Origin of the sequence: Hamadaea flava (assembly GCF_024172085.1) — a bacterium.
Taxonomy (GTDB): Bacteria; Actinomycetota; Actinomycetes; order Mycobacteriales; family Micromonosporaceae; genus Hamadaea; species Hamadaea flava.
On sequence record NZ_JAMZDZ010000001.1, the window covers coordinates 7,516,455 to 7,532,318 of the forward strand.

Annotated in this window: 14 protein-coding genes; 6 read left to right on the top strand and 8 right to left on the bottom strand. The window is 69.2% G+C overall.

Going from position 1 to position 15,864, the window contains the following annotated elements; all coding sequences use genetic code 11:
* Positions 1-14 precede the first annotated feature (14 nt).
* Positions 15-1,076 carry a hypothetical protein gene (locus HDA40_RS35155; protein WP_253762146.1) on the bottom strand — a complete coding sequence of 354 codons (1,062 nt, stop codon included), beginning with the start codon at positions 1,074-1,076 and terminating at the stop codon, positions 15-17.
* 395 nt (positions 1,077-1,471) lie between these two features.
* On the opposite strand from HDA40_RS35155, the gene HDA40_RS35160 reads away from it, so the two are divergent.
* The 3 genes from HDA40_RS35160 (at position 1,472) to HDA40_RS35170 (ending at position 4,541) form a co-directional block, all read left to right on the top strand.
* The gene (locus HDA40_RS35160) at positions 1,472-1,699 is read left to right on the top strand and encodes a helix-turn-helix domain-containing protein (protein ID WP_027343421.1); all 228 of its coding nucleotides are present in this window, start codon (positions 1,472-1,474) and stop codon (positions 1,697-1,699) included.
* Between the two features lie 39 nt (positions 1,700-1,738).
* Positions 1,739-2,530: an enoyl-CoA hydratase/isomerase family protein gene (locus HDA40_RS35165; protein WP_253762147.1), complete on the top strand. Its 792-nt coding sequence runs from the start codon at positions 1,739-1,741 to the stop codon at positions 2,528-2,530.
* An 85-nt stretch (positions 2,531-2,615) separates the two neighbouring features.
* Positions 2,616-4,541, top strand: a complete 1,926-nt coding sequence (locus HDA40_RS35170) for an ABC transporter ATP-binding protein (protein WP_372503207.1) — start codon at positions 2,616-2,618, stop codon at positions 4,539-4,541.
* 183 nt (positions 4,542-4,724) lie between these two features.
* Here HDA40_RS35170 and HDA40_RS35175 read toward each other — a convergent pair whose 3' ends face one another.
* Entirely contained in the window at positions 4,725-5,636 is a 912-nt protein-coding gene (locus HDA40_RS35175) for a serine protein kinase RIO (RefSeq protein ID WP_253762148.1), read from the bottom strand.
* Between the two features lie 202 nt (positions 5,637-5,838).
* On the opposite strand from HDA40_RS35175, the gene HDA40_RS35180 reads away from it, so the two are divergent.
* Complete coding sequence (locus tag HDA40_RS35180) at positions 5,839-6,252, top strand: hypothetical protein (RefSeq protein WP_253762150.1); 414 nt, start codon at positions 5,839-5,841, stop codon at positions 6,250-6,252.
* A 112-nt stretch (positions 6,253-6,364) separates the two neighbouring features.
* On the opposite strand, the gene HDA40_RS35185 is transcribed toward HDA40_RS35180, so the two are convergent.
* Entirely contained in the window at positions 6,365-6,937 is a 573-nt protein-coding gene (locus HDA40_RS35185) for a TetR/AcrR family transcriptional regulator (protein ID WP_253762152.1), read from the bottom strand.
* A 93-nt stretch (positions 6,938-7,030) separates the two neighbouring features.
* Here HDA40_RS35185 and HDA40_RS35190 point away from each other — a divergent pair, with 93 nt between their 5' ends.
* Together HDA40_RS35190 and HDA40_RS35195 are read left to right on the top strand one after the other, a co-directional pair.
* The gene (locus HDA40_RS35190; protein ID WP_253762153.1) at positions 7,031-7,876 is read left to right on the top strand and encodes a carbon-nitrogen hydrolase family protein; all 846 of its coding nucleotides are present in this window, start codon (positions 7,031-7,033) and stop codon (positions 7,874-7,876) included.
* A 42-nt stretch (positions 7,877-7,918) separates the two neighbouring features.
* Positions 7,919-8,575, top strand: coding sequence for an HAD family hydrolase (locus tag HDA40_RS35195; protein ID WP_253762154.1), 657 nt, complete (start codon positions 7,919-7,921; stop codon positions 8,573-8,575).
* A gap of 3 nt (positions 8,576-8,578) precedes the next feature.
* On the opposite strand, the gene HDA40_RS35200 is transcribed toward HDA40_RS35195, so the two are convergent.
* The 5 genes from HDA40_RS35200 to acnA form a co-directional block, all read right to left on the bottom strand.
* The gene (locus tag HDA40_RS35200) at positions 8,579-9,667 is read right to left on the bottom strand and encodes a glycerophosphodiester phosphodiesterase (RefSeq protein ID WP_253762155.1); all 1,089 of its coding nucleotides are present in this window, start codon (positions 9,665-9,667) and stop codon (positions 8,579-8,581) included.
* Between the two features lie 73 nt (positions 9,668-9,740).
* On the bottom strand, positions 9,741-10,298 hold the full coding sequence (locus HDA40_RS35205; protein ID WP_253762157.1) for a hypothetical protein: 558 nt from the start codon (positions 10,296-10,298) through the stop codon (positions 9,741-9,743).
* A gap of 120 nt (positions 10,299-10,418) precedes the next feature.
* Positions 10,419-12,197 carry a glycosyl hydrolase family 18 protein gene (locus tag HDA40_RS35210; RefSeq protein WP_253762159.1) on the bottom strand — a complete coding sequence of 593 codons (1,779 nt, stop codon included), beginning with the start codon at positions 12,195-12,197 and terminating at the stop codon, positions 10,419-10,421.
* Between the two features lie 243 nt (positions 12,198-12,440).
* The gene (locus HDA40_RS35215; RefSeq protein ID WP_253762160.1) at positions 12,441-12,806 is read right to left on the bottom strand and encodes a group I truncated hemoglobin; all 366 of its coding nucleotides are present in this window, start codon (positions 12,804-12,806) and stop codon (positions 12,441-12,443) included.
* Positions 12,807-13,001: 195 nt separating this feature from the next.
* Positions 13,002-15,746, bottom strand: a complete 2,745-nt coding sequence (gene acnA, locus HDA40_RS35220; protein WP_253762161.1) for an aconitate hydratase AcnA — start codon at positions 15,744-15,746, stop codon at positions 13,002-13,004.
* Positions 15,747-15,864 lie beyond the last annotated feature (118 nt).

A 15,864-nucleotide genomic window follows, 5' to 3' on the forward strand; every position in this document is an offset into this window, starting at 1 on the left:
TCCCCGCCGGCGAATCACCACGGCGTCGCCAGCACCGCCTCCACGACGACGGCCGTGAGCGCCCCCACCCCGGCCAGCACCAGCGGCGGGGGTGGGATCGGCCCGCCGCGCTGTTCCGGCGCCACGGCGGCGACCGTCAGCCAGGGGAAGTACGCCAGCCACGCATGCTCGATGCCGCCCCGGGCCAATCCGGCGGCCACCGAGAAGACCACAGCGGCCCCTGCGCCCGCCAGAAACGGCCATCCAGGCGTGTTCCGCAGTTTGCGTATGCCGGGCACCAAAGCGGGTCCTGCGGCCAGCAGAAGGGCAACGAGGCTGATCGCCGCCCAGGGCAGGGCGGGCCGGGCCGGTTCGACCCGGACGGCGAAGTCGTTGTGGGCGCTGAGCAGCCCGTCCAGCCAGTTGAACCCGGCCGCCCAGGCGGCCAGTACGGGCAACAGCACGCCCAGGCCGCCGGCCCAGTTCAGGGCGGCCCGGCGACGGGCGAAGTTCAGGCATACCACCGTCAGGCCCAGCCACGCCGCGGCGTACGAGAAGAGCGCGGCCGTGCCGAGCGCGATGCCGGAGACGAGCGACCAGGCCAGGGCGCGGGTGCCGTGTCTGATCGTGGCGCGAACCCCGGCGGCGATCGTCGCCGCGCCCAGCGTGCCCACCAGGGCGTCGATCGAGACCGCGAGCCAGACCGCCCAGGTGGCCAGCAGGAGCAGCGGGGCGTAACTGCGGGCCGCCGCCTCGCCGCAGACCTCGCGGACCGCGGACAGCACGAGCGGGGCCACCAGCGCGCCCAACGCCGTGACGGCCAGGCCGAGCAGCAGATGGTCGGTCAACCCGGCCCGCTGCAGCGCCCAGAGCAGCATCACCGGGCCCGGCGGGTGCCCGCGGCTGGCGATCGACTTCTCCGCGGCGGTGGCGGTGTAAGCGCGCAAGTACTCCCAAGGGTGATCACCCATCGCGGTGACATCGGTCAGGTAACTGTCCGGACTCAGCAGTGCGCGGGTGAATCCGTCGGCACCGTCCACGTAGGCCAGACCCACCGACCAGAGGAGCAATCCGCAATAGGAAACGATTACGAGCATTCCCCACCGTGCGGAATGGAACCAGCCGCGATGCGCAAAAGTAAGGACCGAAAGCGCAATCAGTGGTGCCAGCACCGTCGCCGGGCCGATCTCAACTCGATAACGGCCGAGAAATGGCGCGCTCGCGGTACCGAGTGCGACTCCGGCGCGAACAGCTAGCCAGGTCGCGGCGGTACCCGCCGTGACCAGCGCCAACCAGGTGAAAAGGTCGTCACGTTCACGTCTGCGCGCGCCTGCGAGGTCATCGGTCACCACGGCGGATCAGGCTATCGGGTAGCCGACAGTGGCGTGCGTGTCGGTTGGCGTGTAGTTGATATCTAGCGCATGATCGTTCCAGGCGGTCTAATAGATGAGACCGCGTAACCGCACCATCTTTCGGACGTGAGGGATTCACGATGGCAGCCACCGGCACAGCTACCACCACAGAGAAGGGTCGCCGGATCGTCGGGACCGAGCGGCAGACCCTGGCGAAGGACCTCGTCAAGCGGTACACCTCCGGGGAGAGCATCCGCGCTCTGGCCTCGTCGACGGGCCGTTCCTACGGGTTCATTCACCGGGTGCTCACCGAGGCGGGCGTCCAGCTGCGTCAGCGGGGCGGCGCCCGTCGCCGCAAGAAGGCCTGACCGCCTTTTCCCCCGGACAAGCGGATACGATCTGCAGGCATGACCTCGCGATCGCCACAGGACGTGCACCCGGCCGGCGACACCCCGCCGGCCGGTGTACGGATGGAGGCTGACGGTCCGATCGCGACGATCACGCTTGATCGTCCCGAAGTTCTGAATGCGCAGACCACGGCGACGTGGGAAAGCCTGCGCGACATCGGTTCGGCGCTGCGCGCCGACGTCAGAGTGGTGGTGCTCCGCGGCGAGGGGCGGGCCTTCTCGGCCGGATTAGACCTTGCCCATGCCCAGGCCAACCTGGGTGAGCTCGCCGCGGTGCCCCCCGACGAGGCCGAAGTCCGGATCGGGCGCTTCCAGGAGGCGTTCTCCTGGTTGCGCCGCACCGACATCGTGACCATCGCCGCCGTGCAGGGCCATGCCATCGGAGCCGGTTTCCAGCTCGCGCTGGCCTGCGACTTCCGGGTCGTCGCCGACGACGCCCGGTTCGCCATGAAAGAAGTGACCTTGGGCTTGGTGCCCGATTTGACGGGCACCAAGCGGCTCGTCGACCTCGTCGGCTACTCGCGCGCCCTCGAACTGTGCGCCACCGGGCGTACGGTCGGCGCGGAGGAGGCCGAGCGGATCGGGCTGGCCACTGTTCGCGTACCGCGAACAGAGCTGGACCAGGCGGCTCGGGATCTGGCGGCCGCGCTGCTCGCGGCCGATCGCAACGCCCTCATCGAGATAAAGGCGCTGATCGCGGGCGCTTCCCACCGGTCGTACGCCGAACAGGCGCTCGCCGAACGGCAGGCTCAGGTACGCCGCATCCGGGAGATCGCCGGGCTGGGCGAGTAGCGCCACCCATGCGCCCGGGCGGGAATGTCAGCCTCGCCTTGTAGGTTTGCCTTTCAGGATCTTCCTGGGAGGGCAACACATGTCGATGATGGGCGGGGGCGGCGGGGGCTGGGGCATGATGCGCGCCCTCCGCGAGGAGGACGCGGTCAAGCAGCACAAGCTGACCAGCGGCACGTTCAAGCGCGTCATGCGCTTCGCCCGGCCGTACCGGCGCGACATCACCATCTTCCTCATCACCGTGGTGGTGTCCGCCGCGATCGGGGTGGCGACCCCGGTCCTCGCCGGTGACGTCGTCAACGCCATCACCAGCAACAAAGCCTCGGCCGGCGCCACTGTCATCCGGCTGGCGCTGATCATCGCCGGGCTTTCCATCGCCAGTGCCGGCCTCTCCCTCGCCCAGCGGTGGTACTCCGCCCGTATCGGCGAGGGCATCATCTACCGGCTGCGCAGCGAGGTCTACGACCACGTCCAGCGGATGCCGCTGCAGTTCTTCACGCGTACGCAGACCGGCGCGCTCGTGTCCCGGCTCAACAACGACGTCCTGGGCGCGCAGCGGGCGTTCACCTCGACGCTGTCCGGCGTGGTCAGCAACGTCATCCAGTTGGCCCTGACGGCGGGCGTGATGCTGAGCCTCAACTGGCAGATCACCGCCCTTTCGCTGGTGTTGCTGCCGGTCTTCATCCTGCCCGCGCGCCGGGTCGGGCGCCGGCTGGCCGCCATCACCAAGGAGTCCTACGAACTCAACGCCACGATGAACGCGACGATGACCGAGCGCTTCGGTGTCGCGGGGGCGTTGCTGGTGAAGCTGTTCGGGCGACCCGAGTCGGAGTCGGAGCGGTTCGGCGAGAAGGCCGCCCGCGTACGCGACATCGGCATCACCTCGGCGATGTACGGCCGGGCCTTCTTCGTCGCGATGATGCTGGTCGCCTCGCTGGCCCAGGCGCTCGTCTACGGTCTGGGCGGCTGGTTCGCCGTCAACCAGACGATCTCGGCCGGCACCGTGGTCGCCCTGGCGTTGCTCCTGACCCGCCTCTACGGGCCGTTGACCGAGCTGTCCAACGTACGCGTGGACGTCATGAGCGCCATGGTCAGCTTCGACCGGGTCTTCGAGATCCTGGACCTGCCGCCGGCCATCGCGGAGAAGCCGGACGCGGTCGAGATTCCGAAGGGCTCGAGCCGGGTCGACTTCCGCGACGTCTGGTTCCGCTATCCCACCGCGGCCGAGGTCTCGCTGGCCTCCCTGGAGGACGTCGCGACGCTGGACCGCAAGCAGACCGAGCCGGTGCTGCGCGGGGTCTCCTTCACGGTCCAGCCGGGTCAGATGGTGGCCCTCGTCGGCCCGTCCGGTGCCGGCAAGTCCACCACGTCGATGCTCGTGAGCCGGGTCTACGACGTGACCGAGGGCTCGGTGGCGGTCGGCGGCATCGACGTCCGCGACGCCTCCCTCGCCTCGCTGCGCGACACGATCGGCGTCGTCACGCAGGACGCTCACCTGTTCCACGAGTCGATCGCGGCGAACCTGCGCTATGCCAAGCCCGACGCGACCGACGAGGAGATCTGGGCCGCCCTGCGCGGAGCCCAGGTCGAGGAGCTGGTCCGGGCGTTGCCCGATGGACTGGAGACGGTCGTCGGCGAGCGCGGCTACCGGTTCTCCGGCGGCGAGAAGCAGCGCATCGCGATCGCCCGGCTGCTGCTGAAGGCGCCGTCCATCGTCATCCTCGACGAGGCCACGGCACACCTGGACTCCGAGAGCGAGGCGGCGGTGCAGCGAGCGCTGTCGGTCGCACTCGCCGGGCGTACGGCGCTCGTCATCGCGCACCGGCTGTCGACCGTCCGCGAAGCCGACCAGATCCTGGTGCTCGACGACGGCAAGATCGTCGAACGGGGCACCCACGAGGAGTTGGTCGCCGCGGGCGGGCTGTACGGCGACCTCTATCGGACGCAGTTCACCGCGTCGCCGATCGACTCGCCGCTGACGACGGGCCTGCCCGCGAGCCCCGCCGCCGCCTGAGCGCTCGCTCGAGCACCGCCCGACCCGGGATGACGCTGCCCCCCGCACGCGGAGGACAGCGTCATCCCGGATATCGCACGGTGCCGCACGGGCGGTGGCCCGCCGGTCGATGAGGGCCGCGCGGCCGCGGGGGCCGCACGGCCGAAGGAGCTGCCCGGCCGCCGGACCGCGCCGTGGGCGGGTTCAGCGGATCCCCGCCTCGTCGCACAGGAACTGCACGACCTCGGTCTCATCCACACCGGACAGTCCCCGGGAACGGAACCAGGTCAGCACGTTGTGCACGTCCCGAGTCAGGAACCGCCGCCCGTGCGGGTTGGCCACCACGTCCACGATCTGCGGCAGATCGATGACGACCAGCCGTCCCTCGTGGACGAGGATGTTGTACGGCGACAGGTCGCCGTGCGCGTACCCGCTGCGGGCCAGGACGCGCAGCCCGATCAGCAGCTGCTCCCACAGATCGGTCAGATTCGCGTCCTCCGGCCGGATCGCGGCCAGCCGTGGCGCGGCCACACCGTCGGGCGTACCGATGAACTCCATGAGGATCTCGGTGCCGAGGATCTGCACCGGATAAGGCGTGAACGGGGTCACGTCCAGCGACTGGGCGGTCTCCCAGAGCTTGCACAGCGCCCCGAACTCGGCGTACGCCCACTGCCCGGCGATCGCCTCCTTGCCGAAGGCGGTCCGGGCGGCGACGGCCCGGTTGACCCGGCTGTCCCGGGTCCGCCGGCCCTCCAGATATCCGGCGTCCCGGTGGAACATCCGGTGGTCGCTGTCCCGGTATCGCTTGGCCGCCATCAGCGTGCCGTAGCCGGTCTCGGGCACCTCCCGCCGGATCAGGAAGACGTCGGCTTCCTTGCCGGTCTTGAGCATGCCGCGCTCGGTGTCGACCGCGGCGAGCTCAGTGACCACCCACTCCGGATGCGGCAGCGGGCCGCGCTCGGTGGGGGAGGACAGGTCCCAGGTGGACCAGCGGTCGCCGGTCTCCGGGCCGTCCGGATTCTCATCCCATTCGGGATCGTGATCGAGGAACTTCTCGAAGGTGTCGGTATCGGTCAGCGAGAAGTCGTCGTCGTCGAACTTGCGCTGTTTGCGCACTTCAGCGGCTCCTTGAGCGAAGAGGAAAGGGGAATGGCGCAGGGCAGGGCAAAGACAGCCATCTGGCTCCCCTCCTCTCACTCGCACACCACACCGGCAAAAGACAGGCTGTGGTGGCAGCCATGATCAACGCCGACCAGTGTAGGCGGCGGGGGTGGACAGGTGTCAACCGATTTTCCGCGTGACGCCCTACACTCCCGGGATGTCGACCGCACAGGTCTCCCTCGCCCCGTCACCGTCGCGCGGCGTCGAGGTGCTCGTGGTCATCCAGTCCGCCTTGGTCGCGGCCTTCTACCTCGGAGCCTGCGGCCTCTATCTCGTCGTCAGCGCAACGGCAGGCTGGCCGGAGTCGCTCGGCCCGGAGCACGATCCCAAGGACTACTGGCCGGCGCTCCTGTGGTCGGCGTACCCGATGGTCGCGCTATCGGCGCTGGTGGGCCACATCCCCGCCGCCGCGCTGGTGCCGGCCGGGCTCTGGACGCTCGCCCAGCGGGGCGTACGCCGTCAGCGCCGGCTCGCGTGGACGCTCGCCGCGACCACCGCGCTCTGCGCGGGCATGGTGGTGCTGATCATGACGCCGGTCGGCCGGCACCTTCAGAACTGGATGCTCGACTGACCCCGAGTTGATCAGCCTTTTACGGAGTTGATCAGGGTGCTGCGGACACGACACGCCGGTCGATCACGACCGATAGTTCATGATCGGCGGGAACACACCCAGGCGGACGGGGTCAGCGTTTGCGGACGGTTTCTTCGACGAGGTCGAGGACTGGTCCGAGGTCCCCGGCGGGCCGGCCCATCGCCAAGTGCAGCACGAGCCCGTCGTAGGCCAGTTCGAGGAACCGCATGAGCGCTTCCAGCGGCACGTCGTCGCGGAGCACTCCGGCGTCGCGTTGGCGTTTGAGCCGTTCGGCGGTGGCGCTTTCGATCGCGCTGGTGCGCTGGACCCAGCGTTCGGCGAAGCCGGGGTCGGTGCGGACGCGGCGGGACACTTCCAGTTGCGTGCCGAGCCAGCCGGCCGCGTCGGGGTCGGTGGCGCGGGTCAGCAGGTCGCGCATGACCTGGACGAGTCCGTTGCGGGCGACCGTTTCCACCATTTCGGCGGCGTCGTCCTCGGCGACCGCGAGGAACAGGGAGTCCTTGTCGCGGAAGTGGTGGAAGATCGCGCCCCGGGACAGCCCGGTCGCCTCTTCGAGTCGCCGGACGGTGGCGCCTTCGTAGCCGTAGCGCGCGAAACAGGCACGGGCGGCGGTGAGGATCTCCTCCCGCCGGGCTTCCAGCTGATCCTGACTCACCCTCGGCACACTACGATCCTCCCAGGTCAACCAAGTCTTCGCAATCCGTACGTACGGCTTGCTGCACGCGTCGGCCAGTCGGGGCGGGCTAAGGTGACCCCCATGTTGACCCCGCTCACCGTCGCCGCCGTCCAGGCGCCGTCGGTCCCCGGCGACGTCGCGGCCAACGCGAAGGCCGGCGCCGAGCTGGCCGCGCAGGCCGCCGACCAGGGCGCTCGGCTGTGCGTACTGCCCGAGCTGTTCCTGCCCGCGTACCATCCGCCGGCCTTGGAAGATCTGGCCACCGACGTCGCGGCCGTGGGCGGTCAGGTGGCGGACGCGAGACTCGACCCCGTCCGGGCCGTCGCGCGCGACCGGCAGATCGTCATTCTGCTAGGGGCAGCGGTACGCGATGAGCAGGACCGGCGTACGTGCGCCGTCGTGGTGGCCGACGGCTCCGGGCGGATCCGGGTGGCGTACGAGAAGAACTTCCTGTGCGGACCGGAGGAGAAGGCGCTCTTCGTGCCGGGTTCCCGGGGTGCGACGCTGCATCTGGACGGCTGGCGGCTCGGGCTGGGCGTCTGCTACGACGGGTGCTTCCCGGAGCACGCCCGCGCCGCCCAGGACGACGACGTGCACGGCATGGTCTACCCGGCGGCGTACGTGACGGGCTCCGAGCATCGCCGCGATGTCTACTATGCCGCGCGCGCCTTGGACAACACAGGCTACGTCGTTTATGCCAATGCGGTCGACGGTGTCGCGCCGTGGACCTTCAACGGCGGCGCGGCCGTCTACGACCCGGAGGGTCGGGCGATCGTCCGCGGCCCGAACTCCGGCACGTCGGTGCAGGTGGCGACGCTGTCGGCGGAGGATCTGCAAGCGACCCGCGCCGGCCACACCATGTTGGCCGATCGACCGGCGGCGATGTCAGAAAACCTCGGAGTCGGGCGGGATCAGGTCTATACGTGAGGACCCTTTCCTAGTGAGGCGCAGGTCACGTATTGTGCGGCCGTGCCATTGCTGCTCCTTGACCTCGACAACACCCTGATCGACCGCACCGGGGCGTTCAAGGCCTGGGCCGAATGGTTCCTGCCGGAGATCGGCGCGCCCGCGTACGACGTGGACTGGTTGCTGGACGTGGACGCGGACGGGCTGACCGACCGTTGGGACGTGGCCGAGGCCATCCGCGACCGGTACGCCATCCGCGCGTCCATCGTCGATATGGTCGACGAGCTGTCCGAGGGGATGGTCGAGCATACGCGGTTCGATCCCATGGTCGGCGCGGCGCTGCGGATCGCGGCGGACGCGGGCTGGGTGCCGGTGATCGTGACCAACGGCAGCACCCGCATGCAGGAGGCGAAGATCCGCCGGACCGGGCTGGACCGATTCGTGGCCGACTGGGTGATCTCCGAGGAGGTCGACTGCCGCAAGCCCAATCCCCGGATCTTCGAGATCGCGGCCGAACGCGCCCGACTACGGCTGCGCGGCGCGTGGATGATCGGCGACAGCCCCGAGTCCGACATCGGCGGCGCGGCCGGACTGGGGCTGCCGAGCGTCTGGCTGCGGCGGGGCCGGGAGTGGACCGAGCGGCGGTTCGCGCCCACCCGGGCGGTCAACGGCGTCATCCAGGCCGTCGCGGCCGTGATGTCGCTGGCCCACTCCCGGTAGCCGCTAGCGAAGGGAGCGGGCCAGGACGCCGATGTCGGCCTGGTCGGTGAAGAGCCCGTCGATCCCGGTACGCAGGAACGTGATCTGCTCGTCGAGGGCCTTGCCGTACGCGTTGGGGTCGGTCCCGACCCGGTAGTCGGCCGGCAGGAACTGGTTCTCCGCCCGGAACGTGTACGGGTGCACGACCAGCCCGGCCGTGTGCGCGTCGGCCACCAGTGAGGTGGGGGCGGCCAGCGTGCCGTCGGCGTTGCGCGGGATCACCAGCGACTTGTCCGGTCCGATGCCGTCGGCGTACGCGGCCAGCTCGGCGAGCCCGGCCGGGCTCAGGTACTCGCGATACGTCTTGGGATCGGCGAACGGCGTACCACTGGCACTGGCGAGGAAGACCAGCGGTACGCGGAGGCCGAGCTTCTCGCGGAGGTCGCGCAGGTTGGCCGCCTCGAAGGACTGGACGAAGACCGGCGCGTTGCGGCGGTCGAGGCCGTGCTGGCGCAGCGCCTGGACCAGCGGGGCCTCCAGGGCGAGCCCGGCGGCCCGGAAGTAGGTCGGGTGCTTGGTCTCCGGGTAGACGCCGATCTCGCGGTCCAGCTCCTTGCTGAGCCGCTCGCGCAGCTTGAGCACCTCCTCGAAGGTGGGCACCTCGAAGAGTCCGTTGTAGAGGGTGTTGCGCTGGCGCACGGCGGGCAGCCGCTCCGCCGCGCGCAGCGTCTTCAGCTCCGCGAGGGTGAAGTCCTCGGTGAACCAGCCGGTCACCGGCACGCCGTCGATCTGCTTGGTGGTCCGGCGCGCCGCGAACTCCGGGTGGTCGGCCACGTTGGTCGTGCCGGAGATCTCGTTCTCGTGCCGGGCGACCAGCACGCCGTCCTTCGTGGACACGAGATCCGGCTCGATGAAATCGGCGCCCATCCGCGCGGCCAGCTCGTACGACGCCAGGGTGTGCTCGGGCCGGTAGCCGCTGGCCCCGCGGTGCCCGATCACCAGCGGCCCGCGCCGCCGCGGCTTGTCGGACGCGGCGGCCGGAGCCGCCGCCAGCAGGGGCACGGCTCCGGCCGCGATAGCACTCACCTTCAACAAACTACGCCTGTCAGCCATGCGGCTCATTCGAGACGACCTAGGGGTACGCCGAAAGGCGAGCACCTGACCGGTAGGCGAACATCGGGGCGGGCTAGAGGATCTGCGTGGGCTGCTCGCTGGACTGAGTCGGCGGGGTGTGCTGGGCCGGCGGGGTGTGCCGGGCGCTGAAGTCCGGCAGGGTGCCGCCGAGCGACAGGAAGATCCGGAGCACGGCGTACGCGACGAGGGCGGCGACGCCGAGTTCGGCGAGCCCCATCACGAAGTGCTCCAGCGCGCCGAAGGCGGACCGGGCGCTGTTGACGTAGTCGAACGTCCGGCCCAGACCGAGCAGGAACGAGATGAGCCCGAAGAAGAGCACCACGAGGTACTCGACCAACGCGATCGCCGCCATCAGCTTGCTCACCGCCAGGACCGGCGTGATCTGCGTGGCGATCAGCAGGGCGAGCAGCGGAAGCACGATCGTGTACAGCGTGACGAAGCCGGCCGACGCCGACCGGGAGCTGAAGGTGGTGTCCCGCGACGGCAGCAGCCAGCCGAAGAAGGTGAAGAACAGCTGCAGGGCGACGTAGCCCAGCAACGCCCAGGCGAACAGCGGCCGCAACGCCTTCACGGCGCTGCCGGGCGAGGAGGGAACCGAAGGGGTGGTCATGGGCGTAATGAATATCGGTAACCGGCCGGGCCCGCAAACGCTGAGCGCCGGCGCAGAGACTGCTCGGCCGGTGCGACGAGCGCCGCACCGGCCGAGCTCACCTCGACTGAGCCCTGGTTATCAGCCGAGGCCGCTCTTCATGGCGGTGATCAGTTCACCGCCGGTGGTGTCGCCGGAGAGCTCCCAGAAGAACGCTCCGCCGAGACCCTGGTTCTTGCTGTAGGTCATCTTTCCCGAGATGGTGCTGGGGGTGTCGTAGCTCCACCACTGCCCACCGCAGAAGGCGTACGCGGTGCCCGCGACCGTGCCCGTGGTCGGGCACTTCGTCTTGATCACCTTGTAGTCCTCGATGCCGGCCTCGTAGGTGCCCGGTGCGGCACCGGTCGCGGTGCCACCCGGTGCGGACTGGGTGACGCCGGTCCAGCCGCGGCCGTAGAAGCCGATGCCCAGCAGCAGCTTGGATCGAGAGACGCCCTTGGCGACGAGCTTCTGGATCGCCGCGTCCGAGTAGAACCCGGAGATCGGGATGCCCGAGTATGACGTCAGCGGCGAGTGCGGAGCGGTCGGGCCGGTCGTGGCCCAGGCGCCGAAGAAGTCGTACGTCATGACGTTGTACCAGTTCACGTACTGCGCCGCGCCGGCGTAGTCGGCAGCGTCGATCTTGCCGCCGGTGGTGCCGTCCGCGGTGATCGCGGCGGTGATGAGGTAGCTGGAGCCGAACTTCGTCCGCAGCGCCGACATCAGGTTCTTGAAGGCCGCGGCGCCACTGGTGTCACAGGACAGGCCACAGGCGTTCGGGTACTCCCAGTCGATGTCGATGCCGTCGAAGACGTCCGCCCAGCGCGGGTCCTCGACCAGGTTGTAGCAGGAGTTGGCGAACGCCGTCGGGTTCGCCGCCGCCTGGCCGAAGCCGCCGGACCAGGTCCAGCCGCCGAACGACCACAGGATCTTGATGTTCGGGTAGAGCTTCTTCAGCTTGCGCAGCTGGTTGAAGTTGCCGCGCAGGGCGCCGGCGTCCCAGGTGTCCGTGGTGCCGTCCACGCTGGACGAGGCGTCGTAGAACTTGTCGTAGTCGGCGTACGCGTCGCCGATCTGGCAGGAGCCGCCGGTCACGTTGCCGAAGGCGTAGTTGATGTACCCGAGCTTCGCCGCGGATCCGCTCGTCGCGATGTTCTTCACGTGGTAGTTGCGCTGGTAGACGCCCCAGTTGGTGAAGTAGCCGAGCAGCTTGTTGCCTCCGCCGCCGGGCGGCGACGTGGTCACCGACGGGCTGGGCGACGCCGTGGTGGGACTCGGGCTCGGCGAGGCGCTCGTCGGGCTCGGGGACGGCGACGAGGTGGAGGCGGACGGCGACGGCGAGGAGGTGCTCGCCGACGGCGACGGGTTGCCGCCCGGTCCGGTCACGACGAAGTCGTCGGCCCAGTAGGTGCCGGTGCCATACCAGCCGTGCACGTTGACCGTCAGCGTGGTCTGCGACGCGCCGGTGGTGAAGGTGGTGCTGAGCTGGGTCCAGGCGCTCGCGGCCGCCGGGTTCCAGACTTCGGTGCCGCCGGTGACGCCGAGGTAGACGTAGCCGCCACCGCCGTTGACCCACGCCGACACCGTGTACGCCGTGCTGGGCTGGACCGAGACGGTCTGGCTGCACTGCGCGTGGTTGGACGCGCTGGCCGCGCCCTGGAGGCTCTTGGTGCCACTGTGGACCGGGGTGCCGACGACGCTGCCGAGGTTGCCGGCACACGTCCACGGCGACAGCGCGCCGGTTTCGAGGCCCGGGTTGGTGAGCAGGTTCGTCGCGGCGTCGGCGGTGGTCGCGAAGACCAGCGAGACGCCGCCGGCGAGGACGGCGGCCGCGGTAGCCGCCACCAACCGGAGTCGGGGAGTGAGATGTCTGAGGTTCATCTGATGTGCCACCTGCCTGGGGGAATGGGGACAGATTCACATGGATCGGGGTAACCCTCAGGCAAAGATAAATTAAAGTCCCCTAACAGTAAAGAGACCTTCCAGTGATCGCTGTGCCAACGATGACATCGCTCAGCCGGAACTCCCGAGTCCACGGGTGACGCGCCGGGGAGCGCTTGCGTGAGCCGCCAGGAGTGCGGTCAGGTTCGCCCATGGGCCCGGGAGTTCAGGTGATGTCGCAGGTCAGTGCGTGACGATCTGCGGAGAGACCGACGTGAGCGTCTCGGTCACCGAGGCGATCACGTGCTCCGGTACGCCGAGCTCCGCCAGCACGGCCACCAGGTGCCCGCCGACCTTCGCGTACGCCTGGGAGTCGATGGCCAGGTGAGCATGCGCCTCACCCAGATCCCGCCCCGTGTAGTTGCTCGGTCCTCCCAGGACCATCGAGAGCAGGTCGACCTGATGTCGCTTCAGGGTGGCCAGGTCCACGCCGCTGAAGAAGCCGGCGAGCTCGGGATCGGCGACCAGCCGGTCGTAGAAGCGGCGTACCGCCTCGCGGACCGCCGGCGCTCCGCCGATCAGTTCGAAGTTGGTCACGACAGCAGTCATGAGAACCTCCAGCCCATGCCGCCCGACACGACGATTGGGTGATGGTTCTGCGACGTTCCCGTACGTCATGTCATCCATTTATGTAATTGACTATAGGGATGTATTGCGTTACTGGAAAGTAGTTCGGCCAACAAAAAACACGGAGGGCAACCGCTTGGTTGCCCTCCGTGCAATTTGCAGAACGCCTGGTGGCGGTCAGCCCTCGAGCATCTTGCGGAGCACGAACTGCAAGATGCCACCGTGGCGGTAGTAGTCCGCCTCTCCCGGCGTGTCGATCCGGACCACCGCGTCGAACTCGACCGGCGCGCCCGCCCCGGTCGCGACCACGCGGACGGTCTTCGGCGTCACGCCGTCGTTCAGCGCGGTCACCCCGGTGATCGAGAAGGTCTCCTCACCGGTGAGGCCGAGCGAGTCCGCCGTCTGCCCGGCCGGGAACTGCAACGGCAGCACGCCCATGCCGATCAGGTTGGAGCGGTGGATCCGCTCGTAGGACTCGGCGACGACGGCCTTGACGCCCAGCAGCGCGGTGCCCTTGGCCGCCCAGTCACGCGACGAGCCCGAGCCGTACTCCTTGCCCGCCAGCACGACGAGCGGCAGCCCGGCCGCCTGGTAGTTCACCGAGGCGTCGTAGATCGAGCTGACCGGCGCGCCCTCGACGGTGAAGTCCCGGGTGAAGCCGCCCTCGGTGCCCGGCGCCACCTGGTTGCGCAGGCGGATATTGGCAAAGGTTCCCCGGATCATCACCTCGTGGTTGCCCCGGCGGGAACCATAGGAGTTGAAGTCCCGGCGATCGACGCCGTGCTCGGCGAGGTACTTGCCCGCGGGCGAGTCCGCCTTGATGGAACCGGCCGGCGAGATGTGGTCGGTGGTCACCGAGTCGCCCAGCTTGGCCAGCACCCGTGCCCCGGCGATGTCGCCGACCGGCGCCGGCTGCGCCTGCATGCCCTCGAAGTACGGAGGCTTACGCACGTACGTCGAGGAACCGTCCCAGGCGAAGGTGTCACCGGTCGGCGTCGGCAGCGACTGCCACCGCTCGTCGCCCGCGAAGACGTCGGCGTAGTCCTTGGCGAACATCTCGGAGTTGATCGAGGAGTTGATCGTCGCCTGCACCTCGGCCGGCGTCGGCCAGATGTCGCCGAGGAAGACCGGCTTGCCGTCCGCGTCGGTGCCCAGCGGGTCCGTGGCCAGGTCGATGTCCATGGTGCCGGCGATGGCGTACGCCACGACCAGCGGCGGGGACGCCAGGTAGTTCATCTTGACGTCCGGGTTGATCCGGCCCTCGAAGTTGCGGTTGCCGGACAGGACCGACACGACGGCCAGATCGTTGTGCTGCACCGCGGCGCTGATCTCCTCCGGCAGGGGGCCGGAGTTGCCGATACAGGTCACGCAGCCGTAGCCGACCAGGTGGAAGCCCAGCTTCTCCAGGTACGGGGTGAGCCCGGCCTTCTCGTAGTAGTCCATGACCACCTTGGACCCGGGGGCCAGCGTGGTCTTCACCCACGGCTTGGCGTGCAGGCCCCGCTCGACGGCCTTCTTGGCCAGCAGCGCGGCGCCCAGCATCACCTGCGGGTTGGACGTGTTGGTGCACGAGGTGATCGAGGCGATCACGACAGCGCCGTGGTCCAGCTCGTAGACCGTGCCGTCGGCGGCGGTCACCGGGGTCGGCTTGCTCGCCCGGCCGTTGGTGGCCCGCGAGTTCGAGGCGGGCGGGTCGGACGCCGGGAAGCTCTCCTCGGCCTCCTCGTCCGTCTCGTCGTTCTTCACGTAGTCCGGCAGGACGGCGCGGAACGAGGTCTTGGCGTTGCTCAGCTCGACCCGGTCCTGCGGCCGCTTCGGGCCGGCGATCGACGGGACCACGGTGCTCAGGTCCAGCTCCAGGTACTCGGAGTAGACCGGCTCGACCGCGGGGTCGTGCCACATGCCCTGGCGCTTGGCGTACGCCTCGACGAGGGCGAGCTGCTCCGGCGAACGGCCGGTCAGGCGCAGGTATTCGATGGTCTCGCCGTCGATCGGGAAGATCGCGCAGGTGGAGCCGAACTCGGGGCTCATGTTGCCGATCGTGGCCCGGTTGGCCAGCGGGACGGCGGTCACGCCGGAGCCGTAGAACTCCACGAACTTGCCGACGACCCCGTGCTTGCGCAGCAGCTGGGTGATGGTCAGCACCAGGTCGGTCGCGGTCGCGCCGCTGGGCAGTTCGCCGTGCAGCTTGAAGCCGACGACCCGGGGGATGAGCATCGACACCGGCTGGCCGAGCATGGCCGCCTCGGCCTCGATGCCGCCGACGCCCCAGCCCAGTACGCCCAGGCCGTTGACCATCGTGGTGTGCGAGTCGGTGCCCACCACCGTGTCCGGGTACGCCTGCCCGCCGCGCGGCATGACGACGCGCGCGAGGTGCTCGATGTTGACCTGGTGCACGATGCCCGTGCCCGGCGGGACGACCTTGAACTCGTCGAACGCGGTCTGGCCCCAGCGCAGGAACTGGTACCGCTCCTGGTTGCGCCCGTACTCGATCTCGACGTTGCGCTCGAACGCGTCCGGGCGGCCGAACACGTCGGCGATGACCGAGTGGTCGATGACCAGCTCGGCCGGGGCCAGCGGGTTGACCTTGGAGGTGTTGCCGCCGAGGTCGCGTACCGCCTCTCGCATCGTCGCGAGGTCGACCACGCACGGGACGCCGGTGAAGTCCTGCATCAGCACCCGGGCCGGGGTGAACTGGATCTCGACGCTCGGCTCGGCCGCGGCGTCCCAGCTGCCCAGCGCGCGGATGTGGTCGGCGGTGATGTTGGCGCCGTCCTCCGTGCGAAGCAGGTTCTCCAGCAGGATCTTCAGGCTGTAGGGCAGGCGCTCGTGGCCCGCGACCTTGTCGATCGTGAAAATCTCGTAGCTCGCGTCGCCGACGTCGAGCTGGCTCTTCGCACCGAAGGTGTCGAGGCTGGCCACCGTCTTGCTCCTTCTGTCACACCATCCACTGGGCACAAGTCTTTCGCACGCCAGGCCGACCGGGGGCGATTAGGGCGGACTAACCCCACGACGCGGCCCGTCAGGGCATGCCGACAAT